Origin of the sequence: Tsukamurella sp. M9C (assembly GCF_020169415.1) — a bacterium.
Classification (GTDB): domain Bacteria; phylum Actinomycetota; class Actinomycetes; order Mycobacteriales; family Mycobacteriaceae; genus Tsukamurella.
On the sequence record NZ_JAIULG010000050.1, the window covers coordinates 24,751 to 37,422 of the forward strand.

The following is a 12,672-nucleotide window of genomic DNA, read 5'->3' on the forward strand; positions in this document are numbered from 1 at the left end:
CGATGCAGGCGCCCGCGCACGCGGCGCGCGCGGGACTACTTCCCGAAGCCGGCCTTGCGCAGGGCGTCCGCCATCGAGCCCGACGGTGCCGCCTGCCCGCCTCCGCGCGACGGCCGGTTCTGTCCGCCGCCCCGCTGCCCCTGGCCGCGGTTCTGGCCGGCGTGGCCGCCCTGGCCGCGGTTCTGGCCACCACCCGGCTGCCCGCCGCGCGCGTCGCCGCGGGGACCGCCGCCCCGCTGGCCGCCGCCGCGCTGCGCTCCCCCGCCGCGCGGACCGCGCTCCTTGGGGGCGGCATCGTCGTTCAGGCGCAGCGAGAGGCCGATGCGCTGGCGCTCGACGTCCACGTCGACCACCTTGACCTTGACGACCTGGCCGGACTTGACCACCTCGTGCGGGTCGGAGACGTACCGGTCGGACATGGCGGAGACGTGCACGAGCCCGTCCTGGTGCACACCCACGTCGATGAAGGCGCCGAAGGCGGCGACGTTGGTGACCACGCCCTCCAGCACCATGCCCGGCTTGAGGTCGGAGACCTTCTCGACGCCGGCCGCGAACGTGGCGGTGGCGAACGCGGGACGAGGGTCGCGACCGGGCTTCTCCAGCTCGGCGAGGATGTCGGTCACCGTCGGGACGCCGAAGCGCTCGTCGGCCAACTCGGCGGCGATGTCCGCAGGCCGCAGCTTCGCCAGCGCCGGGCCGTTGCCGATGAGCTCGGCAAGGGCTAGCCCGGAGCGATCGAGGATCTTCCGCACCACCGGGTAGGCCTCGGGGTGCACGCCCGAGGCGTCGAGCGGATCGTCGCCGCCGCGGATGCGGAGGAAGCCGGCGCACTGCTCGAAGGCCTTGGGGCCGAGGCGCGGCACGTCCAGCAGGCCCTTGCGGCTGCGGAAGGCGCCGGCGCCGTCCCGGTGCGCGACGATCGCGGCCGCCAGGTTCTCGGTGACGCCGGAGACGCGCGCGAGGAGCGGCGCCGACGCGGTGTTGAGGTCGACGCCGACGGCGTTCACCGCATCCTCGACGACCGCGTCGAGCGACTTGGCGAGGCTGGCCTGCGAGACGTCGTGCTGGTACTGACCCACGCCGATCGACTTGGGGTCGATCTTCACCAGCTCGGCGAGCGGGTCCTGCAGGCGACGGGCGATGGAGACCGCCCCGCGCAGGGAGACGTCCATGTCCGGCAGCTCCTGCGAGGCGTACTCCGACGCCGAGTAGATCGACGCGCCCGCCTCGCTTACAACGGCCTTCGCCGGGACGCGAGCACCGGCCTTCTTGATCTCGCCGAGCAGCTCGGTGGTCAGCGCGTCGGTCTCGCGCGACGCGGTGCCGTTGCCGATGGCGACCAGCTCCACGTCGTGCCGGGCGATGAGTGCCGCCAGCAGTGCCTTGGACTTGTCCCACTGGTTCTGCGGCTGGTGCGGGTAGATGATCAGCGTGTCGAGCACCTTGCCGGTGCCGTCGACGACGGCGGTCTTCACGCCGTTGCGGAAGCCCGGGTCGAGGCCCAGGGTGGGCCGGGTACCGGCGGGCGCCGCCAGCAGCAGGTCCTTGAGGTTGGTGGCGAAGACGTGCACGGCGTCGTCCTCGGCGCTCTGGCGCAGCCGGGTCCGCGCGTCGACGGTCGCGGAGACCATCAGCTTGGTGCGCCAGGCCCACCGCGCGACGGTGCCGAGCCACTTGTCGGCCGGGCGCCCCTGGTTCGAGATCCCGAGCGTGGAGGCGACCATCGCCTCGTAGTCGGCGTCCTCACCGCCGTCGAACTGCAGCGAGAGCACCTCCTCCTTCTCACCACGGAGCACGGCGAGCACCCGGTGCGAGGGCATCTGGTCGAGCGGCTCGGAGAACTCGAAGTAGTCGCGGAACTTCTGCGCCTTCTGCGGGTCGGCGCCCTCGCGCACGCCGGTGCGCAGCGTGGAATCGGCCCAGAACTTCTCGCGCACGGTGCCCACCAGCTCGGCGTCCTCGGCCGCCCGCTCGACGAGGATGTGCCGCGCGCCCTCGAGCGCGGCCGCGGCGTCGGCGACGTTCTCGCCGAGGAACTCCCCGGCCAGCTCCTCCGGAACCAGCGTGGGATCGGCCAGCAGGCGCTCGGCGAGCGGCTGCAGGCCGTTCTCCCTCGCGATCTGCGCCTTGGTGCGGCGCTTGACCTTGTACGGGAGGTAGATGTCCTCGACGCGAGCCTTGGTCTCGGCCGCGAGCAGCGCGGCGCGCAGCTCGGCGGTCAGCTTGCCCTGCTCCTCGATGGAGGCGATCACCGCGGCGCGGCGGTCGTCGAGCTCCCGCAGGTAGCCGAGCCGTTCCTCCAGAGTGCGCAGCTGGGCGTCGTCGAGGCTGCCGGTGACCTCCTTGCGGTACCGGGCGATGAACGGGACCGTCGACCCCTCGTCCAGCAGCCGGATCGCGGCGGCCACCTGGTTCTCCCCCACCGAGAGCTCCTCGGCGATGCGGGCGGATACGGACTTCACGGGCGCGCTCGAATTCACGCGGCCACCCTACCGGCGGGCACCGACGAGTTCGGCGATCACCGGCTCGGTGGCGCCGCACACCATCACCGCCTCGTAGGCGACGTCGGCCAAACCGGCGCCGCCGTCGCGCACGAGGAAGTGCAGCGCCGCCATCACCCGCGCAGACTGGAAGCCCAGGATGTAGCCGGTGTGGTCGCCGTCGAGGCGGCGCGCGTGCGCCTCGCGGTCCAGGCGGTCGCCCGCGGCCGCCAGACGGTCCGCCTCGCTCCCCCGCGAACCCGGCGCACGCCGCTCGTCGAGCAGCACCTCGCCCGCGGCGTCGAGAGCGGGGTCGGCGGCGCGGTCCAGGGCCCCGGCGACCAGCGCGACGCCCGCGGCATGCCGCTGGTCGGCGGGCACCGCGGCGACGGCCTCGGCCAGGTCGGGCAGGCTAGTCGAGCGATGCATCGGCGTCCTCCCAGCCCACGGACCACGCGTCGGACGACCACATCGGCGCGAAGCCGGCGGCGCGCAGGTACTCGCACACGTCGGGCGGCGGTTCGACCGCGCCGACCACCGGCCCCGGCGCGAAACCGTGTGCCGCGCAGAAGGTCGCGATGGAGAGCTCCGGCCAGACCTCGTTGCCGGCGGCGAGCTCTCCGTCGCGCAGGATCACGCCGGGGCGGAGATAGCCGTCGAGCTCGGTGGTGCCGATCAGCCGCCACGGCCGGCCGGCCTCGTCGGTCACCTCGGCGACCGCCATCCGCACCCAGCCCCGCGCCGGCCCGGTCACGGCCCCGCACACCTCGCGCAGCCGCAGGTCGAGGTCGGCGGGAGCGGCGAGGGGCACCGCGTACTGCGCCGCGCGGTGGGTACCGTCCGCTCCGAAGGACCTGCCGAGCATGCCCATCCCGGCCAGGGGCGCGAAGGAGCCGACCGCGGCGCCGTGCCCCGCGGCGAGTTCGGCGGACCGTCGGCGGGCCTCCTCCGCGGCGTCCTCGGTCTCGGCGCGGCCCCGCTCGTCCGCGAGGTCGGCGGACTGCTCGGCCCCGGGATCGCCGGGCGGATTCTGCCCGCGAGCCTCCAGGCGGGCCAGGGCGGTGCGCGCGGCCACGTCGGTCATGCGGGCGCGGGTGTCGCCCACGAGGCGCGCGTAGTCGGCGTGGAAGTGCGCCCGCGCCCCGTCCAGCTCGGCCGCCGTGACGAGCGCGCCCGACGGCGGGGGCATCCCGAGGCCGGCGGCGATCCGCCGGGCCGCGTCGTGCGCGGCGAGGAACTGCTCGCCCGTCGCGGCGTAGGGGCCGGGCTCCTGGGGCCAGAACGCGGGATCCGTCACCGGACGGCCTCGATCGCCTCGGCCGCGGCGCGGTCCGCCCCGGCCGCTCGGCGGGCCCGGTGCCGGATCAGCGCCGCGAACGCGCGCAGCTCGGCGACGGCGGCGGCGTGCAGCTCCCGCGCCGCGGCGTCGGACGCGGCGGGGACGTCGCCGAGGGCGCGCGCGTACCGGTCGTCGGGCAGCGGCAGGGGCTCCGGCGCCGGCAGGGAGTCCGCCAGGGCGTCGACGGCGCGCGCCTCCCGCTCCCACGCGTCCGGCTCGAGTTCGAAGATCATCGCGGCACGCGGGTCAGCTCGGCGCGTCGCTCGTAGTGCTCGCGCAGCGTGCCCGCCGCGCGGGCCGCGAGCTCGGCGATCAAGGGGCCCAGGCGTTCCGGCGGGTGCGCGCGCGGCGTCCCGGGCGCCAGGTCCACCTCGACGACGTGTCCTCGCACGTCGACGGTGACGGCGACGGTCCGGTCCTGCGACCGCGCCGTCACGCGGGCGGTGCGGAACTCCTCGTCGAGCCGCGCGAGCTCCGCCTCGCGGCGTTCGACGTCCGCGAGCAGCGCGGCGGCACCGCTGATCTCAGCCATGATTCCCCCGAATCCGCGGTCGCCCCCACGGCCGCTGCGACCATCATGCCGTGCGGCCGCGCCCCGGGTGCGGATTCCGCGTCAATCAGCGCGCGCCGGGCGCCGGGGACTCCCAGTCCGGCAGCACGTCGCCCCGCACCGCGGGGAACTCCACCCGCAGGCGCGATCCGCCGCGCGGCGAGTCCTCGATGCGGACGGAACCGCCGTGCGCCCGGACGATCTCGTCGACGATGACCAGCGCGAGTCCGGTGCCGTCCGCGCGGAGCCGGTCTGGATCCTCGAAGGGCGCGAAAGCCCGCGCACGCTCGGCGGCGGGGATGGGTGGTCCGTCGTCGTCGACGCGGAGGACGACGGCGTCGTCGAACGTCGCGATCCGCAGCACGACGGCCGTCTCGGCGTGCCGCGCGGCCTCGTCGAGGAGGTACTGCATCAGCACCGTCAGGTGGGCGCGGGCGCCGAGCACCAGGGTCGCGAGGTCGCCCTCGACGGAGAAGGTCGCCCGGGCCGGGGCGCGCACGTCTGTCATCACCTCGAACCACGGGAGGATCTCGCGGCGCGGCCGGTCGCCCGCGCGGAGGCGGGCCAGCAGCAGCACGTCGGCGGCGGCGGTCTGCAGCCGGTCGGTGGCGGCGAGGCCCCGCTGGACCGCGTGCGCGGGGTCGGGGCCACCGGGCCGGGTCGCGGCGAGGAGGTCCGTGTGGACCGCGGCCAGCGGGCCGCGGAGTGCGTCCGCGGCGTCGCCGACGAAGTCGAGGCGCCGCTCGGCCCCGCGCTGGCGGCGGTCGAGGGCGTCGTTGAGCGTGCGCGCCAGGCGGGTGAGCTCGTCGTCGCCGGCGGGCTCGTCCACGCGCAGCCGGGGATCACCGTCGGCCAGTTCGCGGAACCGCTTCTCCAGCACGCCGACCCGCCGCAGGACCCGGTCCGCGACGAACCATGCGACGAGGGCGGCGACGAGGCCCGCCAGGACCGCGGTCGTCAGGACCGTGACGGCGGTGGAACCGGGGTGGGCGTCGGAGACCCGCAGGGTCGCCCACGCGACGACCGCGGCGCCGAGGGCCACGACGGCCCCGGCGAGGAGCGGCAGGCGCGTGCGCGTCGATCCGAGCGCGGTCGCACCCGGCGCCGGTGTCCCTGCCACGCGTCCTCCTCCCGGGGCGCCGATCGCCGCGGCCGCGGCGGTGCGATCGCGTCGGCGCTGTTCCCCGGGTTGACGATACCGATCGGCGATCCGTTCCCGGCGTTGATCGCGCCGGGGACGTACGGCGTGGCGGACCGTCGGTCAGGCGGTGGTCTCGCCCGCGCCGGGCGGCAGCAGATCCGGTCGACGGTCCGCGGTCCGCGCGAGGGACTGCTCGCGGCGCCACTGCCCGACCTTGGCGTGATCGCCCGAGAGGAGGACCGGCGGCACGGTGAGGTCGCGCCAGGTCTCGGGCCGCGTGTACGAGGGCCCCTCGAGGAGGCCGCCGGCACCGTCGGAGAAGGAGTCGTCCTGGTGGCTGAGCTTGTTGCCCAGCACGCCGGGGATGAGCCGGCCGAAGGCCTCGACCATGACGAGGACGGCGACCTCGCCGCCGATGAGGACGTAATCGCCGATCGACACCTCGACCACCCGCACGCGGCGGGCGGCGTCGTCGAAGACGCGCTGGTCGATGCCCTCGTACCGGCCGCAGGCGAAAACGATGTGCTCCTCGCGGGCCCATTCGTGCGCCATGGCCTGCGTGAACGGGACGCCCGCGGGGGTGGGAACCACGAGCAGGGCGTCGTCGGGGCAGACGTCGTCGAGGGCGGGACCCCAGACGGTGGGCTTCATGACCATGCCGGGACCGCCGCCGTAGGGCGAGTCGTCGACGGCCTTGTGCACGTCGTGGGTCCAGTCGCGCAGGTCGTGCACGCCGAATTCGAGCAGGCCCTTGTCGACGGCCTTGCCGAGCAGCGCCTGCCGCAGCGGCGCGAGGTATTCGGGGAAGATCGTCACCACGTCGATGCGCATGTCAGTCGCTACTCCGGATCGAGAAGACCCTCGGGCGGGTCGACGGTGACGACGCCGCCGGCGAGGTCGATGTCGGGGACGATGGCCGTGACGAACGGGATGAGGATCTCGCGGCCGTCGGGTGCCTTCACCGACAGCAGCTCGCCGCCGGGCGCGTGCAGCACCTCGGCGATGGTGCCGACCTCCTCGCCCCCGACGGTGCGGACGGCGAGGCCCTCGAGTTCGTGGTCGTAGAACTCGTCGGGGTCGTCGCTCGGTTCGACATCGGCGGAGTCGATGAGGAAGAGGGTGCCGCGCAGTTCATCGGCTGCGGTGCGGTCGTTCACGCCCTGCAGACGCACCAGCAGCCTCCCGGAATGGTTCCGGGAGGCTGCCACGGTGTACGTCTGGGTGTTCGTCTCGCGGGGGCGCCGGCCGGTGAGGACGGCGCCGTCCGCGAAGCGGAGCTCGGGCGAATCGGTGCGCACGTCCACGACGATCTCGCCGCGGATGCCGTGCGACTTGGCGACACGCCCGATCACGAGCTCCATCGGGTCAGCGGACCCGATCGGTGTCGACGACGTCGATCCGGATGCCCTTGCCGCCGATGCCGGTGACGAGGGTGCGTAGGGCGGTGGCGGTGCGGCCGCTACGGCCGATGACCTTGCCCAGGTCGTCCGGGTTCACGTGGACCTCGATCACGCGGCCGCGACGGCCGGTGATGAGGTCGACGCGGACGTCGTCCGGGTTCGACACGATGCCGCGCACGAGGTGCTCGACGGCATCAGCGACGACGGCACTCATTTACTCGCCCTCGGCCGGAGCCTCGGCGGCGGCCTCGGCCGGAGCCTCAGCAGCCTCGGCGGGAGCCTCGTCGGCCTTCTTCTCCGCCTTCTTCTTGGGCGTGGTGGCGGCAGCGGCCGGCTCGTTGTCGGCGGCGGCGAGGGCCGCGTTGAACAGGTCCAGCTTGGACGGCTTCTCGGCGGCCGTCTTCAGGGTGCCCTCGGCGCCGGGGAGACCCTTGAACTTCTGCCAGTCACCGGTGATCTTCAGCAGGGCGAGGACGGGCTCGGTCGGCTGCGCGCCGACGCCCAGCCAGTACTGCACGCGGTCGGAGTCGATCGCGATGAGCGACGGCTCCTCCTTGGGGTGGTACTTGCCGATCGACTCGATCGCGCGGCCGTTGCGGCGGGTGCGCGAGTCGGCGATGACGACGCGGTACTGGGGGTTGCGGATCTTGCCGAGCCGCGTGAGCTTGATCTTGACAGCCATGTGCCTGTGGTTCCTTCGTGTGTAGTCACGTGTGCAATTCAGCGATGCGTCAGGATGAACGCACCCGGTTTTGCCGTCTGGTTGCGTGACCGCCGGGGCGGTATCTCAGCCGCTGCCGGTCAGCAGCGTTCCATTCTGCCACGCCGTGCGACCGGCGCGAAATCGCCCCGACGCCGGGTTCTCCGTAGACTGGACGAACCAGACCGTGCACGACGTGACTCGCGCCACTTCGGCCCCGATGTTGCGAAAGCAATGGTTACCGGTGGGTAAACTCAACCCCGTCGTTGCCTGCGCGATGCACCGTCAGCCCGGTGTAGCCCCCTGCCAGGCCGCGTTCAGCACCCTCGCAGGAACGGACCGCAGACTCAGCCCATGGCCACGCATCTGGATCGACCCACGGCGTCCCCGGTAGTCACCGGGCGCGCGGCGGCCGCCCCGTCGCGCGGCGGCTATCTGTACCAGCTCGACTTCGTCCGCACGATCACCTTCCTGCTCGTGGTATTCATCCACACGCTGACGAACACCAACGACGAGGTCAACGGCACCGTCACCAACGCGATCGCGATGAACCTGCACTTCACCCGCAACGCCTTCTTCGCGCTCACGGGCCTGGTGCTGGCGTACGGCATCGTGGAGCGCGGGGCGCGCCTGAGCCCCGTGCAGTTCTGGCGCAAGCGCCTCACCCTGGTCATCACGCCGTTCGTGCTGTGGGCGTTCGCCTACTGGGCGTACGACATGGTGGTCGCCGGCAACGGCGGCCGGATCCCCACCGAGCTGGGCGACTTCTGGAACAGCCTCAAGTGGGGCGGCACCAACGGCTACCAGCTGTACTTCATCTTCGTCACGCTGCAGATCTACCTGCTGTTCCCGCTGATCTTCGCGTTCGTCGAGCGGACCCGGCGGTTCCACGCGCCGATCCTCGCCGTGAGCGCGGTCCTCCAGGTGGGCATCTACGTCGCCGCCACCTACTGGAACCCGACCACCGGGTGGTGGGGCGAGAACTTCTGGCACCTGTACGCCACGTTCGTGCCGTACCAGTTCTTCATCCTGCTGGGCGTCGTCGCGGCCTTCCACCGGGAGCGGATCGAGGCGGTCCTGCTGCGGCACGCCCCGCTGATCTTCGCGGCCGCGGCCCTCGTCGCGGTGGGCGCGCAAGTGCTCTACCGGGTGCGCCTGGGCGACGAGACCGCGCCGATCGTGGCGTCGGCCGTCTTCCAGCCGGCGAACTTCGTGCTCTACGTCGTGCTGGTGGCGGCGGTGTACACGGTGGGCCTGCTGCTGGCGCGCAACCGGCACCGACTGCCCCGGCTCACCCGGTTCGCGTCCTACGGGGCCAAGCGCTCCTTCGGCGTCTTCCTGGTGCACGTCATGGTCCTCGAGACCCTGCTCCTCCCCCGCACGGCCGACGGCGCCTCCTGGCTGACGACGGTGCTGCCCTCCCCCTTCGGCACCGCGGTCGCGTACGTGCTGACGATCGCGATCACGCTCGGCATCGTCGAGCTGCTGAGCCGCGCACCGAAGGCGCAGTGGTGGGTCGGCCGGCCGAGGCCGAAACGGAAGCAGGCACCGTCGGAGCCGAGCGGGCAGAGCCTCGCCGGCATCGCCCGCCCCAGTACCTCTTGACTCTCCCCTCACTGGAGACCGCAGGCTGATCCCGTGACCGACGACAGCGCACTGTTCAGCATCGGCGACGTCGCGGCCCGGACCGGGGCGTCGGTGAAGACGATCCGGTTCTGGTCCGACGAGGGCCTCGTCCCCACCATCCGCAGCGCGGCCGGATACCGGCTGTACGACGCGGAATCGGTGGCGCGGCTCGAGCTGGTGCGGACGCTGCGCGCGCTGGGCCTCGACGTGAAGACGGTGCGTGCCGTTCTCGCGGAGCAGGTCGGCCTCGCCGCGGTGGCCGACGCGCATGCGAAGGCCCTCGACGCCGAGATCCGCACGCTGCGGATCCGGCGGGCGGTGCTGCGGTCGGTCGCCACCAGGAACAGTACGACCGAGGAGTTGAGAATCATGCACGAGATGGCGACATTGTCCGCGGCGGAACGCCAGCGGATCATCGACGCGTTCGTCGACGAGGCCTTCGCCGGCATCGCCCCGGACGCCCCGGGCGCGCACATCGCGAACGGGATGCGGTCGATGCCCGCCGAACTGCCCGACGATCCGACGCCCGCCCAGGTCGACGCGTGGATCGAGCTGGCGGCCCTGGTCGCGGACGAGGGGTTCCGGGCCCGGGCCCGCGAGATGGCGGTCACGGGCGCCGCGGCAACGGAGGCGCCGGTGATGGTGGACCTCGAGGCCGCCCGCACGGCGGCGGAGAACGGGACCGCGCCGGATTCGGCGGAGGCCGCGGCGCTACTGGCGACGCTCCTACCGGAGGGCACGGACCGCGCCGCGATGGCCGATCAGATGGTGACCTTCACCGACGCGCGGGTCGAGCGCTACTGGTCGCTGCTGGGCGTCCTGAACGGCTGGCCGCCGCGCCCGGCGATGGTGCCGGCGGCGGAGTGGGTCATCGCCGCGCTCCGCGCGCACGCGTAGCGGCTACCGGGGCAGGTCTGCGAGCTCGCCCCGGACCACCACGGCCGACGGTGCCGGCAGGGCGCCGTGGGCGAGCGCGACGCGCGGGTCCTCGTCGTAGATCACCAGGTCGGCGGGGGCGCCGTCGTCGATGCCGGCGAAGCCGAGCCACTGTCGCGCCCGCCAGGACGCGGCGGCGATCGCCTCCTCCGGCGGCATGACAGCGGCGAGCGCCTCGATCTCCCGGGGCAGGGCGCCGTGCACGTTGAAGCCGCCGGCGTCGGTGCCGGCGTACATGGCGACGCCGGCCTCCCAGGCCGCCCGGAACGTCGCCTTGCGGCGGTCGTGCAGCGCCATCATGTGCCGGTGGTAGGTGGGGAACTTCTCCGCCGCGGGGGCGGCGATGGAGGGGAAGTTCTCGATCTGGATCATGGTGGGCACCAGGCCGATCCCCTTCTCGACCATGATCTCGATGGTGTCGGCGGTGAGGCCCGAGCCGTGCTCGATCGCGTCGACGCCGGCGGCCAGCAGCCCGGGGAGGGCGTCCTCGCCGAAGACGTGCGCGGTGATCCGGGCACCGGCGTCGTGCGCCACGGCGACGGCCTCGGCGAGCACGTCGTCGGGCCACAGCGGCGCGAGATCGCCGGCGGACCGGTCGATCCAGTCCCCCACCAGCTTGATCCACGGGTGTCCCTCGGCGGCGCGACGGCGCACCGCGTCCACGAGCTGCGACGGGTCCTCGAGCTGCTCGCCGAGCCCGCGGGTGTACCGCTTGACCAGCGCGATGTGCCGGCCCATGCGGACGAAGCGCGGCAGGCCGGGCTGCCCGTCCAGCGGCGACGTGTCGAGGTCGGAGCCGGGTTCGCGGATCACGGTGACGCCGACGGCGACGTCCTCCAGCGCGAGGGCGCGGCCGCGCACCAGGTCGGGCTCGCCCTCCTCGACGATGCCGACGTGGCAGTGCGCGTCGACGTAGCCGGGGGCGGCGAAGCCGCGCAGCTCGGTGGCGGGACCGCCCGGATCCGACAGGTGGACGACACCGTCGGACACCCAGAACTCGCCCTCGCCGCCCGGCAGGACGGCGCCGGTGAAGTGCAGATCGCTCACCCGGGCAACCCTACGTCGTGAAACCGGGCGATTTCGACGGTACGAGGCCATTTACGGCCCCGTACCGCAGGATTCCGCCGGTTTCGCGAGGTCCTACCGCTTCTTGCGCAGCTGCTCCTCGAGCGCGGCCATGTCGATGCCCTCCAGGCCGGGGGGCAGCTGGTCGAGGCCCTTGGGCATGCTCGACAGGTCCATTCCCGCGGGCATGCCGGGCATCCCGGGGAAGCCGCCACCCATGCGGGGCCCCGCGGGACCGGTCTGCCGGGCGCGGTTGTTCTTCTTGCCCTGCTTGCCCTTCTGCTTGCGCTTGGACAGCCGCTTGGGGGCGCCGCCACCGAAGCCGGCCATCTGCGACATCATCTTGCGCGCCTCGAAGAACCGGTCCACCAGCTGGTTCACTTCGGTGACGGTGACGCCGGAGCCCTTGGCGATGCGCAGGCGGCGCGAGGCGTTGATGATCTTCGGGTCGCTGCGCTCGGCCGGGGTCATGCCGCGGATGATCGCCTGGATCCGGTCGAGCTGGCTGTCGTCGACCGCCGCGAGGGCGTCCTTCATCGGGCCCGCGCCGGGCAGCATGCCCAGCAGGTTCCCGATGGGGCCCATCTTGCGGATCATCAGCATCTGGTCGAGGAAGTCCTCGAGGGTCAGCTCGCCGGAGGTGATCTTGGCGGCCGCCTCCTCCGCCTTCTGCTGATCCATGTGCTGCTCGGCCTGCTCGATGAGCGAGAGCACGTCGCCCATGCCGAGGATCCGGGAGCTCATCCGGTCGGGGTGGAAGACGTCGAAATCGTCGAGCTTCTCGCCCGTGGACGCGAACAGGATCGGCTTGCCGGTGATCTCGCGGACCGAGAGCGCCGCGCCGCCGCGGGCGTCGCCGTCAAGCTTGGTGAGCACGACGCCGGTGAAGTCGACGCCGTCGGCGAAGGCCTGCGCGGTGGTCACCGCGTCCTGGCCGATCATGGCGTCGAGGACGAACAGCACCTCGTCGGGGTCGACGGCGTCGCGGATCGCCTTGGCCTGCCCCATCAGCTCCTCGTCGATGCCGAGGCGGCCGGCGGTGTCGACGATCACGACGTCGTGCTGCTTGGCCCGGGCCTCGGCGATGCCGCCGCGCGCGACCTCGACGGGGTCGGCCGCGCTGACGCCGAGCTCGCCCTCGCCGCCGACGGAGGTGCCGGGGTGCGGCGCGTAGGTGGGCACGCCGGCGCGCTCGCCGACGATCTTCAGCTGGTCGACGGCGCCGGGACGCTGCAGGTCGCAGGCCACGAGCATCGGCGTGTGGCCCTGCTTCTTGAGGAAGGCGGCCAGCTTGCCGGCGAGCGTGGTCTTACCCGCGCCCTGCAGGCCGGCCAGCATGATCACGGTCGGCGGGGTCTTCGCCAGGTTCAGTCGCCGAGTCTCGCCGCCGAGGATGGCGACGAGCTCCTCGTTGACGATCTTGACGATCTGCTGC

The 12,672-nt window shown here is 73.1% G+C and carries 14 protein-coding genes; 2 read left to right on the forward strand and 12 right to left on the reverse strand.

What is annotated here, in order from left to right; translation table 11 throughout:
- Nucleotides 1–35: 35 nt before the first annotated feature.
- From LB823_RS19470 to rpsP, 10 genes are all read right to left on the reverse strand, one after another.
- Nucleotides 36–2,480: a Tex family protein gene (locus LB823_RS19470; RefSeq protein ID WP_224650324.1), complete on the reverse strand. Its 2,445-nt coding sequence runs from the start codon at nt 2,478–2,480 to the stop codon at nt 36–38.
- Nucleotides 2,481–2,489: 9 nt separating this feature from the next.
- Nucleotides 2,490–2,909, reverse strand: a complete 420-nt coding sequence (locus tag LB823_RS19475; protein ID WP_224650326.1) for a hypothetical protein — start codon at nt 2,907–2,909, stop codon at nt 2,490–2,492.
- Nucleotides 2,893–3,777, reverse strand: coding sequence for a hypothetical protein (locus tag LB823_RS19480; RefSeq protein WP_224650328.1), 885 nt, complete (start codon nt 3,775–3,777; stop codon nt 2,893–2,895). Before LB823_RS19480 ends, LB823_RS19475 begins: the two co-directional genes overlap by 17 nt.
- Nucleotides 3,774–4,052, reverse strand: coding sequence for a hypothetical protein (locus tag LB823_RS19485; protein ID WP_224650330.1), 279 nt, complete (start codon nt 4,050–4,052; stop codon nt 3,774–3,776). Before LB823_RS19485 ends, LB823_RS19480 begins: the two co-directional genes overlap by 4 nt.
- The gene (locus LB823_RS19490) at nt 4,049–4,351 is read right to left on the reverse strand and encodes a YbaB/EbfC family nucleoid-associated protein (RefSeq protein WP_224650332.1); all 303 of its coding nucleotides are present in this window, start codon (nt 4,349–4,351) and stop codon (nt 4,049–4,051) included. The genes LB823_RS19485 and LB823_RS19490 overlap by 4 nt, the downstream gene beginning before the upstream one ends.
- An 85-nt stretch (nt 4,352–4,436) precedes the next feature.
- Complete coding sequence (locus tag LB823_RS19495; RefSeq protein WP_224650334.1) at nt 4,437–5,489, reverse strand: HAMP domain-containing sensor histidine kinase; 1,053 nt, start codon at nt 5,487–5,489, stop codon at nt 4,437–4,439.
- 141 nt (nt 5,490–5,630) lie between these two features.
- Nucleotides 5,631–6,341: a tRNA (guanosine(37)-N1)-methyltransferase TrmD gene (gene trmD, locus LB823_RS19500; RefSeq protein WP_224650336.1), complete on the reverse strand. Its 711-nt coding sequence runs from the start codon at nt 6,339–6,341 to the stop codon at nt 5,631–5,633.
- An 8-nt stretch (nt 6,342–6,349) separates the two neighbouring features.
- Nucleotides 6,350–6,871: a ribosome maturation factor RimM gene (gene rimM / locus LB823_RS19505; protein ID WP_224650339.1), complete on the reverse strand. Its 522-nt coding sequence runs from the start codon at nt 6,869–6,871 to the stop codon at nt 6,350–6,352.
- A 4-nt stretch (nt 6,872–6,875) separates the two neighbouring features.
- Nucleotides 6,876–7,124 carry an RNA-binding protein gene (locus LB823_RS19510; RefSeq protein ID WP_013126270.1) on the reverse strand — a complete coding sequence of 83 codons (249 nt, stop codon included), beginning with the start codon at nt 7,122–7,124 and terminating at the stop codon, nt 6,876–6,878.
- Complete coding sequence (gene rpsP, locus LB823_RS19515) at nt 7,125–7,592, reverse strand: 30S ribosomal protein S16 (protein ID WP_224650341.1); 468 nt, start codon at nt 7,590–7,592, stop codon at nt 7,125–7,127.
- Between the two features lie 372 nt (nt 7,593–7,964).
- On the opposite strand from rpsP, the gene LB823_RS19520 reads away from it, so the two are divergent.
- Complete coding sequence (locus tag LB823_RS19520) at nt 7,965–9,215, forward strand: acyltransferase (protein WP_224650344.1); 1,251 nt, start codon at nt 7,965–7,967, stop codon at nt 9,213–9,215.
- 33 nt (nt 9,216–9,248) lie between these two features.
- Nucleotides 9,249–10,133 carry a MerR family transcriptional regulator gene (locus LB823_RS19525; RefSeq protein WP_224650346.1) on the forward strand — a complete coding sequence of 295 codons (885 nt, stop codon included), beginning with the start codon at nt 9,249–9,251 and terminating at the stop codon, nt 10,131–10,133.
- 3 nt (nt 10,134–10,136) lie between these two features.
- Here LB823_RS19525 and LB823_RS19530 read toward each other — a convergent pair whose 3' ends face one another.
- Entirely contained in the window at nt 10,137–11,219 is a 1,083-nt protein-coding gene (locus LB823_RS19530; protein WP_224650348.1) for an amidohydrolase family protein, read from the reverse strand.
- A gap of 93 nt (nt 11,220–11,312) precedes the next feature.
- A partial coding sequence (gene ffh / locus LB823_RS19535) for a signal recognition particle protein (protein WP_224650350.1) occupies nt 11,313–12,672 on the reverse strand: 1,360 nt, incomplete at its 5' end.

Excerpts from the sequence above, each read along its gene's own strand:
- rpsP (WP_224650341.1), bottom strand. The coding sequence starts at position 7,592 with ATGGCTGTCAAGATCAAGCTCACGCGGCTCGGCAAGATCCGCAACCCC.
- LB823_RS19490 (WP_224650332.1), bottom strand. The coding sequence starts at position 4,351 with ATGGCTGAGATCAGCGGTGCCGCCGCGCTGCTCGCGGACGTCGAACGC.
- rimM (WP_224650339.1), bottom strand. The coding sequence starts at position 6,871 with ATGGAGCTCGTGATCGGGCGTGTCGCCAAGTCGCACGGCATCCGCGGC.
- LB823_RS19520 (WP_224650344.1), top strand. The coding sequence starts at position 7,965 with ATGGCCACGCATCTGGATCGACCCACGGCGTCCCCGGTAGTCACCGGG.
- LB823_RS19485 (WP_224650330.1), bottom strand. The coding sequence starts at position 4,052 with ATGATCTTCGAACTCGAGCCGGACGCGTGGGAGCGGGAGGCGCGCGCC.
- LB823_RS19475 (WP_224650326.1), bottom strand. The coding sequence starts at position 2,909 with ATGCATCGCTCGACTAGCCTGCCCGACCTGGCCGAGGCCGTCGCCGCG.
- LB823_RS19510 (WP_013126270.1), bottom strand. The coding sequence starts at position 7,124 with ATGAGTGCCGTCGTCGCTGATGCCGTCGAGCACCTCGTGCGCGGCATC.
- trmD (WP_224650336.1), bottom strand. The coding sequence starts at position 6,341 with ATGCGCATCGACGTGGTGACGATCTTCCCCGAATACCTCGCGCCGCTG.